The sequence below is a fragment of the Methylobacterium sp. 092160098-2 genome, assembly GCF_028920805.1.
Lineage (GTDB): Bacteria > Pseudomonadota > Alphaproteobacteria > Rhizobiales > Beijerinckiaceae > Methylobacterium > Methylobacterium fujisawaense.
Map to the genome: position 1 here is coordinate 1,136,748 of NZ_JAQPZJ010000002.1, position 15,163 is coordinate 1,151,910.

Genomic DNA, 15,163 nt, shown 5'->3' on the forward strand with positions numbered 1-15,163 from the left:
GACCCGCTCGGGCCGCAACCGGAGTTCCCGATGGACAGCCGTCTTCCCGCCACGACCGCCGCATCCGGCGGCGCGATCCTCGACCGTGCCGTCATGGTGCTTCGCGATCTCGGCCTCGCTCCTCCGGCCGCGGCGGCCGATCAGCCCGTCGTCCGCCTGCTCGCGCGGATCGAAGGTGTGGATCCGGTGCGCGTCGGGACGATCGCCCGGACGTTGTCGCAGCAGTCCTGGTTCAACGAGGTGGTGCGCGGCCACATCGCCGAGATGACCGTCGGCGAGCGGTTCGGCGGGATCGCGGGCGACTTCGATTCCATCATCGACGATCTGAAGATGCTCACCGAGCAGCTGGCCGACGGAAGGATCGATCTGTCCGAGCGCATCGCGCTGATGATCATGAAGGTCACTCGCGGCGACATCTCCGACCGGTTCGACCGGATCTCCGCGACCTACAAGGCGGTGATGAAGGATGCGGCGACGCAGGTCGAGCGGGAACGCGCGATCATCGCGGCCTACGGCGACTTCCGCGTCGCCCTCAAGGAGGCCGAGATCGCCGCGATCGAAGTTGCCAACAAGGCGCACGAGGCCCTGTCCGCAGCCGGGGACGACGTCAAATCGGCATCGGCTGCGCTGGAGGCGCATTCGGGCGACGACGCGGCCGCCAGAGCGCGCCTGGAGATGGACCGCGACGGCCGGCTCTCGGCCTTCCAGGCCGCCGACGAGACCTATCAGATCGCGAAGGATCTGGCCGACAATCTCGCGATCGGCGTCAACACGGCCGACGTCGTGATGGCCAGGGCGCGGCAGGCGACCGACGTGAAGGACCGCGTCTACAAGCAGGGCGTCTCCTTCTTCGCGACGAACGAGATCGTGCTCACCGGCCTGAAGGTGTCGTTCACGGGTCTCAAGGGGCTCAACGAGGCGACCCAGTCGATCGAGGCGATGAAGGCCGGGGTCTCCAAGGGTCTGGAGGCGCTCGCCGGGACCGGCGACAGGATCCTCGAGCAGGGCCTACGGACGGGCTACGGCGCGACCACGAAGGCGGACTCGGTGCGCAAGCTCGTGGACAGCATCGTGGGCTTCCAGGAACGGCAGGCCTCCATCATCGCGGAGGAGCGCGAACTCTCCACGCGCAATTCGGCCGAGATCCGCGAAGCCGTGGAGGCCGGCCGCCGGCGGTTCGCCGCCTTGGCCGCCCGGGCTTCCTGACGTCCAATCCTTCCGAGACGGATCATGGCCGAGACGCTTGAACGAACGGCGATGCCGACCCTGCCGGTCGGCGGAGGAGTGCATGCGGCGCCGCCTCTCGACGAGGTTCTGCTCGCGATGGATGCGGTCGACGCCATCCGACACGAGCGGAACTCGGTCGCGAAGGATCTCTCCGGGGACGAGGCGCGCGCCGAGCTCGTGCGCAGGGTGCGCTCCCAGTACGAGGCGCAGGGCATCCAGGTCTCCGACGCGCTGATCGAGGAGGCGATCCGCGCGCAGGACGAGAAGAGGTTCGTCTTCGTCCCGCCGCCGGACGGCCTGCAGGTCCGGCTCGGCCGCCTCTATGCCACCCGCAGGCGATGGGCGCGGAAGGCCGGCCTTCTATCTGCCGCAGCGCTCGGGATCGGACTGGCTCCGGTGGCGGTCCTGCACTTCGCCGACCAGTCGCGGCGGACGACGGAAAGCGCCGCCGTGGACGAACGGCAGCATGTGATCCCCAACCGGATCGCGGCCATGCTCGCGACGGTCGATCGCGAGGCCAGGGAGCAGGAGCCCAGGATCAAGGCCGCCGCGTTCGCCCAGGCCGCCCGGAACGCGCTGGCCGCGAACGATCCGACCCGCGCCCGCGCCGAACTCGCCGCCGCGGACCGCATGGTCGAGGAGATGCGCCTCGCCTACGAGGTCCGCATCGTGACCGGCCCGCACGAGGCGTCCGGCTTCTGGCGCGTGCCGCGCGACAACCCCGGCGCCCGGAACTACTACCTCGTGGTCGAGGCGGCCGGACCGAACGGCCCCCTTCCGCGGCGGATCCTCAACGAGGAGACCAACATGGTCGACACCGTCACGAAGTGGGGCGTGCGGGTTCCCGACGAGGTGTTCGAGGCGGTCCGCCGCGACAAGGCCGACGACGGGATCATCTCGAACAAGCTGGTCGGCGTGAAGGAGGCGGGCAGGCTCTCGATCGACTGGCGGATGGCCGTGCGGGACGGGGCGGTCACCAAGTGGGAGCCGGCCCCCGGCTCCAGGAACCGCTGAGGATAGGAGACGGCGATGATCGATGGACGTGAACTCGCGCGCCGGATCGACAAGCGGAAGGACCGGCTTTGGCGGGACGAGCGTCGTCTCGCGACCGTCGCCGACGACGCCGGCCGGCTGCTCTCCAATTCCCGGGCCGAGGAGGCGAAGGTCTGGGCCAGGCTCGCCGGCCTGAGGTTGGCGGCCGAGGCCGGAGCCCTCTCGGGGCGCATCGACGGTTCGGCGCGGGAGGCCGCCTCGATCCTTGAACGACGCGAGCGGCGCATCGACGAGACGAGAGCCGAGATCAAGGCCCTCGAGGGACGCGCCGAGACGCTGACCGCGGATCTCGAACACGCCGTCCGGATCGCGGCCGACGCGGCCGACGCGGCCGGGCGCAGGCGGAACGAGGCCCTGGAGGCGCTTGAGAAGGACGAGGTCTGCAGGACCGCCGCCGCCGGCGTCGCGGCCCTGCGGGGACAGGCCGCCAGGGCGGGAGAGAAGACGGCCGCCGCACGCGCCGAACTCGACGGCAAGGCGCGGCCCTATCTCGCCGAACCCATGTTCGCCTATCTGTGGGAACGCGGCTACGGGACGGGGACCTACGCCGGCCGGGGCGTCTTCCGGATGCTCGACCGCTGGATCGCCCGGCTCGTCGGCTACGACCGGGCGCGCCTCGACTTCCATAACCTGAACGAGATACCGCGACGCCTCGCCTCGCACACCGAACGGCTGCAGACCGATCTCGCGGCCGCGCAGGCTTCCCTGGACGCCGCGAGCCGGATCCATACGGGCCCCGCGGAGGAGGCCGAGGCCGAGGCCGACCGGCGGAAATCCGAGGCGGAGGACCTGCGGAAGCGGCTGGATCGACTGAGGCCGGAACTCGGACGGCACGGCCGCGAACTGAGGAAGGCGGCCGAGCGGACCGACGCGGATTGGATCGAGGCCGCAGCGGCCCTCGGACGCTCTCTCGCCGGCGACAACCTGGATGTGATCGAGAAGGCGGCGGCCCTTACGCCGGACCCGGAGGACGACGCGCTCGTCGCGGCCATCCGTGCCGCTCGGAGCCGCATCGCGGAAGCCGAGCGAGTCTCGGCCGCGGCCTCGGAGGAGCTCGCCGACGTACGGAAACGTCGGAAGGGGGTCGAGGGCGAGGCCGAGTTCCTGGCCGCCCAGGGCTGGGACGACGACGAGAGCCTCTTCGAGGACGAGCTCGGGAACGCCGCCCTGGTCCAGATGGCCGAAGGCAAGCTCTCGCCGTATTCGTACCGGGTGAAGCTCAACCTGCGCCGGAAATCCAAGCCGCGGCCCGTCGTTCGCGACGAGCCGTCGTGGAGCCGTGATGCCGGCAGCGTCTGGGGACGCGGCGGATCGTCGGACGAGGACGCGGGCTCGCGCAGGACGTCGCAATCCGACGAGTTCCGGACGGGCGGCACGATCGGCGGCTCGGGCGGCTTCGTCACGGGCGGGGTCATCGGGGCCGTCGTCGGTGCAGCGCTCGGAGGAGATGCAGCCCAGGCGGACGCGGCGCCGGATTTCACGACCGGCGGAGACTTCTGATCGGGCGATCCGTTCCTTGCGCCGGCCGGAAGGAACGGAAGCCGACCGGCTTGACACGAAGGAATGAAAACGACAATAGGGGTCCCGACGGGGTGGGCGAGGATCGCGTCGACCCCTGCATACGGCATCAACTTCGCGGCCGCTCCACGAGCGGCCGCTTTTTCGTGCCTGCGGACCTCACGGGACCGCGTCAGCCGAGCTGACCGCCGGGCACTGGAACCCTCACGACCAGACGGGGCATGAAACCGAGATTCTCCTCGAAGCCCGGGCTGCCGTAGCCCTTGGGGTTGCAGACGACCCTCGTGCGTCCGAGCCGATAGTCGCGGCTCGCATGGACATGTCCATGGCACCAGAGCTCCGGCTGATACCGGTCGATCAGCCACGTCAGATCCGACGCATAGCCGGGATTGGTCGCCGCGTCCTCGAACTTCGGACCTATCGACGCCTGCGCCACGCCATGATGCGTGACGCAGACCGTCGGCCCCGGATGCACGGTCCGCAGCTTCCGTTCGAACCATTCCACATAGGCACGGTGCATCTCGCGCGCGTCGTCGGTGCGGAGAAGCCGCGTCCGGCCGACCTCTTCGACCTCAATCAGCTTGTGGTCGTTCATCCGCGCGTAGCAGGCGGCCGCAGCGCCCCGTACGTCGCCGTCGAGCGCGTAGTCGGTCCAGAGCGTCCCGCCCAGGAAGCGCACCCCGTCGATCACGACCTCGTCCATGTCCAGGAGGTCGATGCCGAGGGTCCGGGCGGCATCGCGCGCCCGGCTCAGCGCGTCGCACATCTCGCGCCGATAGTACTCGTGGTTTCCCGGAACGTAGACGACGCGGCGGACCTTGAGGACGCCTGCGTCGAGCTGCCGGACCAGCCACGCGATGGAGTCGGGCGCGCGGTGGACGTCCCCCGCGACGACGGCGACGTCGGCCCGGGGGAGGCGCTTCGGGAACCACCAGGGGTCGAGCTCCAGATGGAGATCCGACCAGATCCAGAGCTTGAGTTCGTGCATGACGGTCGTTCCGCCGGTCGAGCCGGCCGTGGTCGCGGCGGAGGGTCTCGAAACCCTCATGGACCTGGGTCCCGGCGACCGGTCAACGACCGTATCGCCTGCGTCTACCGATTCCGCCACTCTCCGCGACGCGCGCGGTCTCGAAACGAAACGCCCTCGCCGGTTTCCGGGAGGGCGTCGGGTCGCTACGAGGAGAGACGGACCAGCCGCCGAATCCTACCGCGATCGAACGCCCCCGCATCGGGCCGGGGCATGCGACGAACCGTCGGCGAAGGAGGCTTGGCTCCCGTCGACGCCGTCGATCGTCATGTCCTTGTATCGGCCGTTCATGGCGACCTCCTCGATTGCAGGGGCATCGGATATCGCCCAGGGCGAGCAACCGCGCAACCATTCGACTCCAGTTCCTTCGAACCTCCTTAACGGACCCTTCTTCAGGGAGCCGGGCGGGAATGCGCCGGCATGGGATAGGCCGCCAGCCACGCCCGGACCCGACGAACGCACGTCCCGAACGAGTAGGTCAGATCCTCATGCTCGAGATGGTCGACATCGGTTCCATAGGGATCGTCCAGGGCGGCCACGTCGGCCGATGCGGCGGAGAGATCGACGATCACCCCGTCCACGCGAACGAAGACGTGGTCGGAATTGCCGTCGACCGACCCTCCGAACAGCGCCTTCGCGAACAGCGCGCAGAACTTGCAGGCGCTCGAGAGATCCCGGGGATCGTCGTGGCCGAGTTCGGACGCCCGCTCGCGCCATCGTTCGAAGGCGAACGCCGTGGCCGTGGCGATGTTGTCGGACGACGCCTCGATGCGCCCGTCGTGATCGCGCAGCAGCCAGTCGGTCTCGAGCGAGCGCTCGGTCAATCCTTCGAGGTTCGCCACGTCGGGTCCGATCACGGGAAACTTCCTGCATCATGGCGGATAGGCGGGCGAAGGTACCGTCGTGCTCCGCAAGACGACAGCGACCCGACCTCGCGTTGCGCCTTTCGCCGCGACACGCTTTCCTTCCGCGAGGAGATTGCCATGACCCCCGTATCGATCACCCTTCCCGACCATCGCAAGCCCATCGAGATCACCGGCGACGGGTTCGAGGCCGTGCTGGAGGAACTCGGAACGCACGACGCCTTCACGGCGGCGCTGGCAACCCTCGCCGGGAAGGAAAGTTTCGAACGGTTCGACAAATACGACCAGTACGAAGGCAACGGCAGCGAGAGCTGGGGCCAGAAGGTCCTCGAGACGTTCCTTCGCGAGGGACCCGATGCGGCGGAGGACTTCGTCGCCGAGACGATCGCCCGCTCGGCGGAGGACTACTACGATGCGAACCTAGCCTCCCAGAAGGGCATCAAACGGATGGTCGCGGCCATCGCCAAGGGACTGACGAAGGCATTCCCCGACGAGGATCTCGACGAGCTGCTCGACGCTGCCGGCGACATGCTCCGCGGCCGGATGGCGGAGGCTCTCGAGGCGGCCGACACGTCGAAGCCGATGGACGGCATCGCGTCCTCGATCCGCGTGATCGTCGGCTTCATGCCCGGGCAGGAGGACGGCATCCCGAACGTCGAGGACGAATCGATCCAGGGCGCGGACAAGTCGATCCACCCGGAGTACGTCGTGCCGGAGCGGTTGCTCGCCGCCTACCTTTCGTTCGTCAACGTGCCGAAGGCGGAACTCCTGGAGGGCTGGGCGGAGCTCGCGGTCGATCCGGTGAACCCTCTCCGTCTCGCCCACGACACCGACTACGCCTTCGAGCGCAGGGTGGAGCGGGCGACGCAGTGGGCGGCGTTCGATTGGCCGACCGATCCTGCCAGACCCCGGCTGCAGACGCCCGAACAGATCCTGGAGGTCATGGAGAACGCGGGCTACTGCTCGGTCCCGACGCTCGCGTTCCGCGTGCCGCTGAAGGACTTCCTGACGCGCGACTGGGATGCTCCGCTCCACCTCGCCCCCGGTCCCCGCGGGGGCGTCGGGGAACTCGGTCTGCACAACTTCATCCACGGCGGCGGCCACACCCGCGCGAACACCGAGGCGGTCACGCTGCCCGCCGGCCGCGGCGGCTTCATCTCCACGGAGACCACGGCCTACGGCTACGCCAGCGTCTACGACATGATGAAGTCCTATCTGGACGTCGCCTTCTCGGACGGCCCCAGGCAGGAAGCCGCCCCCGAAGAGCCGGCAAACCTGCCCGCGCCGGCGATGTGATCCCGGCTCCGGGTGCCCTGCGGTCCCCGAAGCATCTTCATCCGCAACGCAGACGCAGGCCGCGGGCGACCGCGGCCTCGCTCGTCACGGCCGCGGGTCGGGCCTCGGGGCGGGGGCGACCTCGACGACGAGACGGGGATCGAAGCCCGTGTCCTGGGCTCGGATCCAGGTGTGGCGGCCGTGGCCCATCCTCTCGACGTATCCGCGCGGGTTGGACAGCACCCGTGTCCCGCCGATCTCGTAGTCGTGCGCCTCGTGGACGTGCCCGTGCAGCCATAGACACGCTCCCGAGGATTCGACTAGGTCGTCGAGGTTCGAGGCGTAGGCCGACGTGATCAGATCCTCCTCCGTCCCGGCCATGACGCTCCTGGCGCTGGGGGCATGGTGCGTGACGACCACGGTCGGACCGTCGAACGGCTCGGCGAACCGCGACCGCAGCCATGCAACCGTCCTGGCATGCTCCGCCGCCGCATCGTCGGGCCGGAACCGGGCGTAGTCCTTTGAGGCGAGCCTGATCCGCTGGAAGTCGTTCATGCCCGCTCCCTTCTCGCCGGCGAGCCTCATGGCTTCCCGCTGGCGATCGTCCCCGAAGAGGCGGAAGTCCGTCCACAGCGTCGCTCCGAGGAACCGCGTCCCGTCGATGACGACCTCGTCGTCCTGAAGGATGTGGATGTTCGGGAACGCCCGCGCGGCCTCACGCGCCTTCTCCAGCTCCCGGTCCCTCGTCTCGCCGTAGAACTCGTGGTTGCCGCCCACGTACACGACCGGCTTGGCGTCCAGACCCATCTCATGGATCCGCGCCGGCCCGCGGCGCATGCGCGTGGCCAGATCGCCGGCGATCACCACGACGTCGTGCTCGGGCATCGGGGGCGGTTCGAAGCGCGTGAACTCCTCGTGGAGGTCGCTGAGGGGCCAGATGCGCACGTCGGTCTCCGGGCAGGGACATGCCTGCGATGACGAAATTGGTTCGACCTCGACGCAAGGGTCAATCGCCGGCGTCGACACCGACCTTCGGACCGCCCGGCGTCCCCAGTTCGACGACCTTCGCGTCGTCGAAGCCGGCGTTGGCGCCGTGATAGCCGAACGGGTTGCACACGAGGCGGGTGCCGCCCTCGCACACGAGGTCGACCGAATGGTGCACGTGACCGTGGATCCACACGTCTGGGCCCGACGCGAGAAGGTGGTCGAGGGCCGACGCTGCGAAGGCCGCCCGAGGATCCTTGCGGAAGGCGGCAGGCAGGCTGAGGGCGGAAGGAGCGTGATGGGTCACCACGACCCTCGGCCGGCCGTCCCTGGGCTCCGCGAGCGCCCGTTCGATGGCGGAGGCGATCCGACGGTGCCAGCGGACGGCGTCCGCAGGCTTGGCGCGCCGATCGATGCCGGCGCCGCGGACGTCGATGTGCTCCCCGAGATGGCGTCCGTGGATGCGCTGGCCGGCAGGCACGTTGAGGGAGAGGTCCGTCCAGAGGGTGCCGCCGCAGAACAGGCAGCCGGCGACGTCGACCCACCCTTCGCCGTCCAGCATCGTCACCCCGAGCGCGACCGCCCTCTCTCGCCCCTTCTCGATCTCGTCTTCGAGGGTCCGCCCCCACATCTCGTGGTTTCCGGGCACGAACACCGATGGCCGGCCGCCGGCGGCCCGGGCCGTCCACGCGATGCCGCGGGCGATGTCGCCCTCGTAGACGTCTCCGGCGACGACGAGCACGTCCACGTCGGAGGACAGGCGCGGGCTCCAGGCGAAGCGCGTCAGCTCGAAATGAAGGTCCGAATAGACTGCGAGCTTCACGGGAACGTCGCTCCGGGACGGTTGTCCGCCGAGGCCCTGGTCCAGGCCGGCCTGACGGGACGGCGTCCGTCGGAGAGGGACCGCCGTTCACCGAATACGAGGCGGTCGCGCGGAGCGGAAGCCCCGTCGGCAGGCACCTGGGTATCGATGCGCAGCGCGAGCCCCGCGACCGCGGCAGCCGCGACGACGGCCCTTTCGGCCGCCGGAAGGCCGACGGCGTAGAAGACCAGGGCGACGACAAGGTCCGCTTGGCCGGCAGGCGCGGCCACCCCGGACACGAACGGTCCCGTGGCCACGAACACGCCGCCCAGCCGAGCTGCAACCGGGGTGAGCAGGACCTCGAGCATGCGCAGCCGACGTCGGGCGGCCGCAAATCCGCAGCCGGGCGCGTCGGTCCGATCGGCGATCGTGGCGAATGCAAGCGTCATGACGGAACGATGGTGACGCGAAGGAATGAAGCGTCGATTAAGATCCGTCTCCGTCAAGAAGGAACCGGCTTCCGTCTGGCGCCGTCCCCTGCCAGGATCGAAGGAACAGGTAGGCCCACGAGGTGCATCATGGCTAAGCGGACGTTCGACGGCAGGGACGATCTGATGGAGATGGCTGTGCCGGTCGTCGGGAGGCGGTCCGGCGTGGTCCTGCTCCAGGGCGAGGGGCTCCCCGATCTCGTAGGGATCGGTGCGCACGATCTGCCGCCCTCGACTTGGCTCGAGATCGAGAACCGGTCGCGCCGCGGTCCGCTCTACCAGCACGTCCGGCACGTCAGACAGGGCGTCATGCAGCTCGCCGGCACGACGACGAAGGGGGCGTACCTGACCGGGGGGCATACGTACGGCCGCGGAAAGGCGGCCGCCGGCGCCGCCGAGGAGGCCGGCGAGATCATCGTGGCGGACCCCGGGTCCGAGGCTGCTCCGACCGCAGCCTGGCTCGGGGTTCGCGAGGACGGGACCGCCTTCCTCGTCGCCATCGACATGCGGTGGGATTCGTTCGACCTGCGGGAGGCGCTGGAACACTCGCTCTCCGGCGACTTCCACATCCAGCACGTCTTCTCGGGCAGCTATCAGGCCGCGCCGGACGTCCGCATGCCGGGCTGGAAGATCGAGATCGAGCCCGCCGACGCACCGATGCCGTCTGGCGCACCCAGGGTCTGAGGCACGCGCTCCCATGACGGAAGAAGGGCGCCCGGACCGGATCCGGGCGCCCTTCTCATGCAGACATCGGTCGGATCACATGCGAGGCGCGTAGGCCTCGGACTCGTCCGGCTTCGCGACCACGTCCGGCGGCGAGGGGAATGCGTAGGCGTAGGTGCCCATCGCATCGGAGAAGACCAGCGCGTCCCAGCCGTCGCGGCGGAAGACGTGACCCGGCTCGGTGCGGTAGCCCGGCTGGCTCGGGTGCGTCTGGACCGGCACGTCCATGACCACCTCGCCCTCGCTCCAGAACGCCACGAAGGCCGCATGGCCCTCCGGATCCCGCGGGGCCTGGGCCCGCATGACGTGCTCCATCGGGAAGCCGCCGAGGTAGGGCGACATCTGCTCGCGCATCACGCCGCGGATCGTGGGGTTCCGGTAGACGGCGCCGGTGCGGATCTCCTCGAAGTAGACGTGCATGCCGGCTTCTTCGCGCATGATCTCGCCGATGTGCCGCTCGAAGGTGCGGTCGTGCGGCACCATGGACGGATCGACCGGGACCGGCAGTTCCGTCCCGCCTTCCTGCCCGTCGTGGTAGGCGATGCCCGGACTGCGGTAGGCCTCCAGGCTCTCCTGGGGGACGACATCGTCGACGACGCCCGAGTCGTGCAGGTCGAAGTAATGGACCGCGTACCGGGTGTCCGTCGGAGCGATGCGGTCGGCCGCACCGATGCCGGCCCGGATGGCGCGGATGTCGGCGATGTGCCGCGCGCCGTTCTCGTTGCCGCGGCCGATCCGGTGCAGCTGCTCCAGCATCGGCCCGCCGGCGCCGCACAGGACTTGGCCGTCCTCTCCGACGCGGGCCATCTCGTGCCGGGCCTCGAGCCACAACCGGGAGGCATCCTCGCCCTGCACCCACATGCGCATCCCGTCGCGGACCACCCGCACGGGATCGAAGTAGGCATCGCCGTAGACGTCGATCTCCCCGCCGTCCTCGGGGCCGTCGCCATCGAAGTCGGGATCGTCGGCCTCGTCCTCCGGCTCGTGGTTCTCGACGATCTCGTCGACTTCGACGTCGTGTTCGCGCAGACGGGCGAACAGCACCTCGTCGCGGTTCTCGATCGAGCGTTCCATCATCCGGCCGAAGCGGGCGACGGCCTCCTCGCGGTCGGACGCGAAGATCTGGAACTGCTCGTCCTTCGACAGGTACTGGATGCGGAAGCCCTGCTCGCCTTCGTGCTCGTGCCGGCCGCCCACGGCCACGAGCACGTTCTCCAGGCGGTACTCGAAGGCGTCGTCCTGACCGTCGGTCCGTACGAGATTCAGGCCTTCGATGACGACTTCGGACTGCGTCCAGTCGCGGGGTGCCGGCTCCTCGACGGGGCGATGGAAACGGTAGAGAGGAGCGGCTTCGAACTGTTCCTGACTGGGTGCGGGCATGTCCTGTCCTCGTATGGTCGGATGTGAGGGCCGCCCTTCCCGTAAGGAGTGCACCCTGCGCTCGGGAACGATACGCGAGGCGTCCGAAAACCGGAATGGCCGCTCCTTCGGCGTTCCTTCCCGGGCCTGGCGGGACGTTAACCTTTGCCGTGGACAATGCTCGCGCATCCGCAGCGCGTTTTCGATCCGCTCCTTCGAAGACGCGCAAGTTGACGTCCTCGGCAACTAGCGGGCGCCGAACGCGTTTGACGCTACAAGCTGGTCGGTACTAGATGCCGTCGGATTTGAAAGGGCCTCGCATGGCCGCGAACGGATACGACCGTCTTCCCCTGTTCGGACAGGCGCCCATTCAGGCGATCGAACATCGGTCGACCGAATACGGTGCGGTCGTGGACGTGACCGGACCGGACGGCCGCACCTTCACGCTCGACAGGAGCGAGTTCGACGCGCGGTTCGCCGTGCTCGCCTCGTCGCCGAAGTCGGCCTTGGCGCGCGACGCCGCCGTCGTCCGCACCGATGCCCCATCCTCGGGTGCCGTGCGCATGTCCGGCCGGGGAGAGCCCGTCGTCCCGGTGTCGGCGCCGCTATCCGCACAGGCGGCCGCGATCGGACCGCTCGCCGAGGAGGCGGATCATGCCGCCCACATCGCCGATGAGGCCAGAAAGATCCTTCGGGCTTCGGTCGTGTCCGTCGCCGAATACGTCGACGCGGCGGCCGCCACGGCGATGCTGACCTGCGCGGCCGCCCCGGCTCCGAAGCGCGCCGAGGCCGTGAACGCCGCATGCGCCCGCGCCGCGGTGGACTGGGCTCCCTCCGTCTTCGCCGACCGCTTCTGCCGGGATACCGGCATCCCCCGCTCCCTCTGGAAGCCGGTCCGCTCGTACGAGACGTCGTCGGCCGCGAACATAGCCTCCATGATGGACCGCTACGCCGGAGCCGACCTCGCTTCGCGCATCGACCACGCCGTCGTGATGGTGCTCAACCGGGAGGTGGAGGACGTCGTCGCCGCGGCCGAGATATGGCTGGAGGGAACCGACCTTCTGTCGACCCAGGCCGAGGACGGGGAGCAGGTTGACGCCGACACGCCGCAATGGGCGCTGGACTGGCGCCGCGCATGGTTCGGCGACGGGCGGTGGTCGAGCGCGCATCGCCGGTTCGGCATCCACGACATCCTCGTCTTCGAGATGTCGGACATGCTGCACGTCATGGCTTGGCCTACGGAGGCGCCGCGTCAGGCCGCGCCGCGCGGCCTGGACGAGAACGCACCCTACCTTTCCGGCCCGTGCTACGCGCTCGACATCGACGCCGAAGCGCCCGGAGGCCTGCTCGAGGCCGGCCTGATCGCCGAAGAGGGGTTCGGCACCCCGGTCCGTCTGCCCTGGGACCAGTTCCTGCGCGAGTTCCGGCCGTTCCCGGCGCGCGTCGAGCGCTGGGTTCGGGTCCAGCCGACGAAGTGGCTGGACGCCCACACCGCGAACGTCGAGGCGGGACTGGTCCGCGCCGACCGCTGGGGACGTCCGACGATACCCTGCGCCCTCCCGCTCGCGGCGCAGATGTTCACGCTCCGCAACCTGGGTCTCGACGACAACCACATCGGCCACATCCTGGCCGAGGGCGACGCCCGCCTGCTCGATGCCGACACGCCCGAGGGGCAGCTGGTCGACGCGCTCCTGGCCGCGACGGTCGCGAACGCCGACGACGAGGACTTCGCCAGCGAGGAGGCCCTGGAGGAGCTGATCGACCGCAACCAGGAGAGGCTCCGCGAGGAGATCTCGGCCCGTTGCCGCGGTCAGGCTCCCCGGGTGGTCGCGCGATCGCTCGGGATCCCGCCTCACGCGTGGCGCTCGAAGCGCGGGATGCCCGAACGCGAGATGGTGGCGATGCTCCTCGCCGCCAGGGACCTGTTCGGGCCCTGGGAGACGAAGATCGTCGACGAACCCGGCGCCCTAACGGTCGACGCGGAGCATGCCGGCCCCCTCAAGGACTGGCTCGTCAGCGGCGAGATGGTCGGAACCCGGCCGACGCCGAAGGGCGACCTGATCGGGGTGAGACGGGAAGGATGCGACTTCCTCTGGACCGAGGCGGGAGGCGACCTGATCGTCTACGGCTGGCGGTCGCCTCCGCAGGGCGGCGCGCCGGACCACGTCGTCCTCAACTGAAAGGAACGAAGCGGTCGGGCTTCGTTCCTTCTTGACGCGACGGTCTCTCGGTGGCATAGGATGGAAATCCCGGATCCGGCCGGTGCCGACGACGAATGCGTCTTCGGAGCGGCTCAGGGGCGACGGCGGATGTACCCGCGCCCCGACCGGAGAACGTCATCGACGCGGATGACATCGGATCCGAAAGAGCAGCCCGGTCGCCGAAAGGTACCGGGCTTCGCCTTTTTAGCGGTCGGGCACATGGCGGTTTTCGACCATCCGACCTAGCCTGCTTCCATCGATCCAGCCGCCGCTCCTTCCGCGAGGGCGCGCATTCCGCGAACAGGCCCGCCCATGTCACCGAGCTACGTCGATTCCGACGGCATCCAGCACGACCACATGACCTTCTCCGAGGCTCTGGAGCTCGTCCACGAGCTGGCCTCGTCGAACATCCTCAACGAGGGCCAGACCGGCGGAGACGTCGTCCTCCAGGCGGAGCAGGCGCGCCAGACCGAGGCCGTGGACATGCTCCACGATCTCGTCGTGAACTACTCCGACCAGATCGACGGCTCCTTCCAGCCCCCGGAGCGGGCCGCGGAACGGCCGGAGCGTCGCGAGAAGCTGTCCGCGGACGCCGACATGACGATCCCGTCGAACTACCTCCGGCTCTGCCTCGACCTCGCTTCGCAGGCCTACGACCCCGAAATGGCCGACGAGGACGTGGCCCTGGCCGACGAGATCCGCCAACAGGGTCAGGCTCTCGATCTCGGCTGGGATCTCGTCGATCTGCACGGACCGGAACTCGACCTGAGCATCACCTCGATCCCTGCGCCGCGGGCGTAGACGGGCCGTCTCAGCGCGGTGCCGAGAAGGTCGTGAATCCGACCCGCTCGGTCTCCTCCCGGTACCGGTGCTTCACGAGGTCGGCCGCAAAATCGGCCACGGACCGCAGCGTACCGGCCGCTCCCTTGGCGGAGGGCGCCTCGGTCACCGAACAGAAGATCTCGCCCTCGTGGCCGGCGCGCCGGAGGCCGTCGGAGAGGGCGAGAAGGTCCGCCTGTATCTGGAAGCCGGCGGCAGCCAGCAGCGCGGCCCGCAGATCGGTGCCGCCGGCGAGGACCGCGTAGCTCTCGATGCAGGCGCGGTAGGTGGCATAGGGGGCGCCCGCCATCGCGATGCCGACGGATCGGCGCAGCACCAGGATCCCGGATACGCGTCTCGAGGAGGCGCGGCGCGCCGCGAACATCGCGGCCTCAGGCAGGCCGAGCAGCTGACGGGCGACGTCGCGTATCTCGTTGGACAGGCGGCCGCCTGCGCCCAGACGCTCGATGCCGTCCAGCGCCTCGTCGATCTCCTCGATCGAGCCCAGCGCCCAGACGAAGGCGACCGGCGGCTCCGTCGGGTCCGGATTGCGCTCCCTGTCGTCGTCGTAGGCTCCGGTCGTCTGGATCAGGTGTCGTCCGACGGCGAGTTCCCCGTCGTCGACGGGGGCCCAGGGCTGGAACCTGTTCCAGATCGCGCCTGCCGGCAGCCCCGCGGCCTCGGCGAGACGCGCGGCCTCCCGGGAATGCGCGGCGGCTCCGTCGAGCACGGGGCGGACGACGATCGGCGGCACGGCCGAAGGCTCCGTTCCGAGCGAGCGCCTGCGTCCGTCCATCTCCGCCTCCTCCGCCGTGCCTACGGTC

At 69.4% G+C, this 15,163-nt stretch carries 14 protein-coding genes; 7 read left to right on the forward strand and 7 right to left on the reverse strand.

The genetic code is table 11. The annotated features are described in order from the left end of the window. The first annotated feature begins 30 nt into the window (after positions 1–30). From PQI07_RS30940 to PQI07_RS30950, 3 genes are read left to right on the forward strand one after another with little or no spacing between them, the layout of a single operon-like run. Positions 31–1,206 (forward strand): cell surface protein, encoded by a 1,176-nt coding sequence (locus PQI07_RS30940; protein WP_274928727.1) that lies wholly within the window; start codon positions 31–33, stop codon positions 1,204–1,206. A 24-nt stretch (positions 1,207–1,230) separates the two neighbouring features. After that, a complete protein-coding gene (locus tag PQI07_RS30945) occupies positions 1,231–2,241 on the forward strand; it encodes a DUF6384 family protein (protein ID WP_274928728.1) in 1,011 nt (336 codons plus the stop codon). Between the two features lie 15 nt (positions 2,242–2,256). Next, entirely contained in the window at positions 2,257–3,780 is a 1,524-nt protein-coding gene (locus tag PQI07_RS30950) for a coiled-coil domain-containing protein (protein ID WP_274928729.1), read from the forward strand. Between the two features lie 190 nt (positions 3,781–3,970). Here the strand turns inward: PQI07_RS30950 and PQI07_RS30955 are convergent, their stop codons facing one another. Both PQI07_RS30955 and PQI07_RS30960 read right to left on the reverse strand, forming a co-directional pair. Next, on the reverse strand, positions 3,971–4,846 hold the full coding sequence (locus PQI07_RS30955; protein WP_274928730.1) for a metallophosphoesterase: 876 nt from the start codon (positions 4,844–4,846) through the stop codon (positions 3,971–3,973). A gap of 371 nt (positions 4,847–5,217) precedes the next feature. Then, positions 5,218–5,682, reverse strand: coding sequence for a hypothetical protein (locus tag PQI07_RS30960; RefSeq protein ID WP_274928731.1), 465 nt, complete (start codon positions 5,680–5,682; stop codon positions 5,218–5,220). 126 nt (positions 5,683–5,808) lie between these two features. On the opposite strand from PQI07_RS30960, the gene PQI07_RS30965 reads away from it, so the two are divergent. Further along, entirely contained in the window at positions 5,809–6,984 is a 1,176-nt protein-coding gene (locus tag PQI07_RS30965; protein WP_274928732.1) for a hypothetical protein, read from the forward strand. A gap of 84 nt (positions 6,985–7,068) precedes the next feature. Here the strand turns inward: PQI07_RS30965 and PQI07_RS30970 are convergent, their stop codons facing one another. From PQI07_RS30970 to PQI07_RS30980, 3 genes are all read right to left on the reverse strand, one after another. After that, positions 7,069–7,908 (reverse strand): metallophosphoesterase, encoded by an 840-nt coding sequence (locus PQI07_RS30970; RefSeq protein WP_274928733.1) that lies wholly within the window; start codon positions 7,906–7,908, stop codon positions 7,069–7,071. 61 nt (positions 7,909–7,969) lie between these two features. Next, positions 7,970–8,770, reverse strand: coding sequence for a metallophosphoesterase (locus PQI07_RS30975; RefSeq protein ID WP_274928734.1), 801 nt, complete (start codon positions 8,768–8,770; stop codon positions 7,970–7,972). Beyond that, positions 8,767–9,117 carry a hypothetical protein gene (locus tag PQI07_RS30980; protein ID WP_274928735.1) on the reverse strand — a complete coding sequence of 117 codons (351 nt, stop codon included), beginning with the start codon at positions 9,115–9,117 and terminating at the stop codon, positions 8,767–8,769. The genes PQI07_RS30975 and PQI07_RS30980 overlap by 4 nt, the downstream gene beginning before the upstream one ends. Before the next feature lie 210 nt (positions 9,118–9,327). On the opposite strand from PQI07_RS30980, the gene PQI07_RS30985 reads away from it, so the two are divergent. Then, positions 9,328–9,921 carry a hypothetical protein gene (locus PQI07_RS30985; protein WP_274928736.1) on the forward strand — a complete coding sequence of 198 codons (594 nt, stop codon included), beginning with the start codon at positions 9,328–9,330 and terminating at the stop codon, positions 9,919–9,921. A 75-nt stretch (positions 9,922–9,996) separates the two neighbouring features. Here the strand turns inward: PQI07_RS30985 and PQI07_RS30990 are convergent, their stop codons facing one another. After that, the gene (locus PQI07_RS30990) at positions 9,997–11,340 is read right to left on the reverse strand and encodes a hypothetical protein (protein ID WP_274928737.1); all 1,344 of its coding nucleotides are present in this window, start codon (positions 11,338–11,340) and stop codon (positions 9,997–9,999) included. 299 nt (positions 11,341–11,639) lie between these two features. On the opposite strand from PQI07_RS30990, the gene PQI07_RS30995 reads away from it, so the two are divergent. After that, positions 11,640–13,499 (forward strand): hypothetical protein, encoded by a 1,860-nt coding sequence (locus PQI07_RS30995; protein WP_274928738.1) that lies wholly within the window; start codon positions 11,640–11,642, stop codon positions 13,497–13,499. A gap of 333 nt (positions 13,500–13,832) precedes the next feature. Next, positions 13,833–14,321 (forward strand): hypothetical protein, encoded by a 489-nt coding sequence (locus PQI07_RS31000; RefSeq protein WP_274928739.1) that lies wholly within the window; start codon positions 13,833–13,835, stop codon positions 14,319–14,321. A gap of 10 nt (positions 14,322–14,331) precedes the next feature. On the opposite strand, the gene PQI07_RS31005 is transcribed toward PQI07_RS31000, so the two are convergent. Further along, positions 14,332–15,135, reverse strand: a complete 804-nt coding sequence (locus PQI07_RS31005) for a hypothetical protein (protein ID WP_274928740.1) — start codon at positions 15,133–15,135, stop codon at positions 14,332–14,334. Positions 15,136–15,163: the final 28 nt, after the last annotated feature.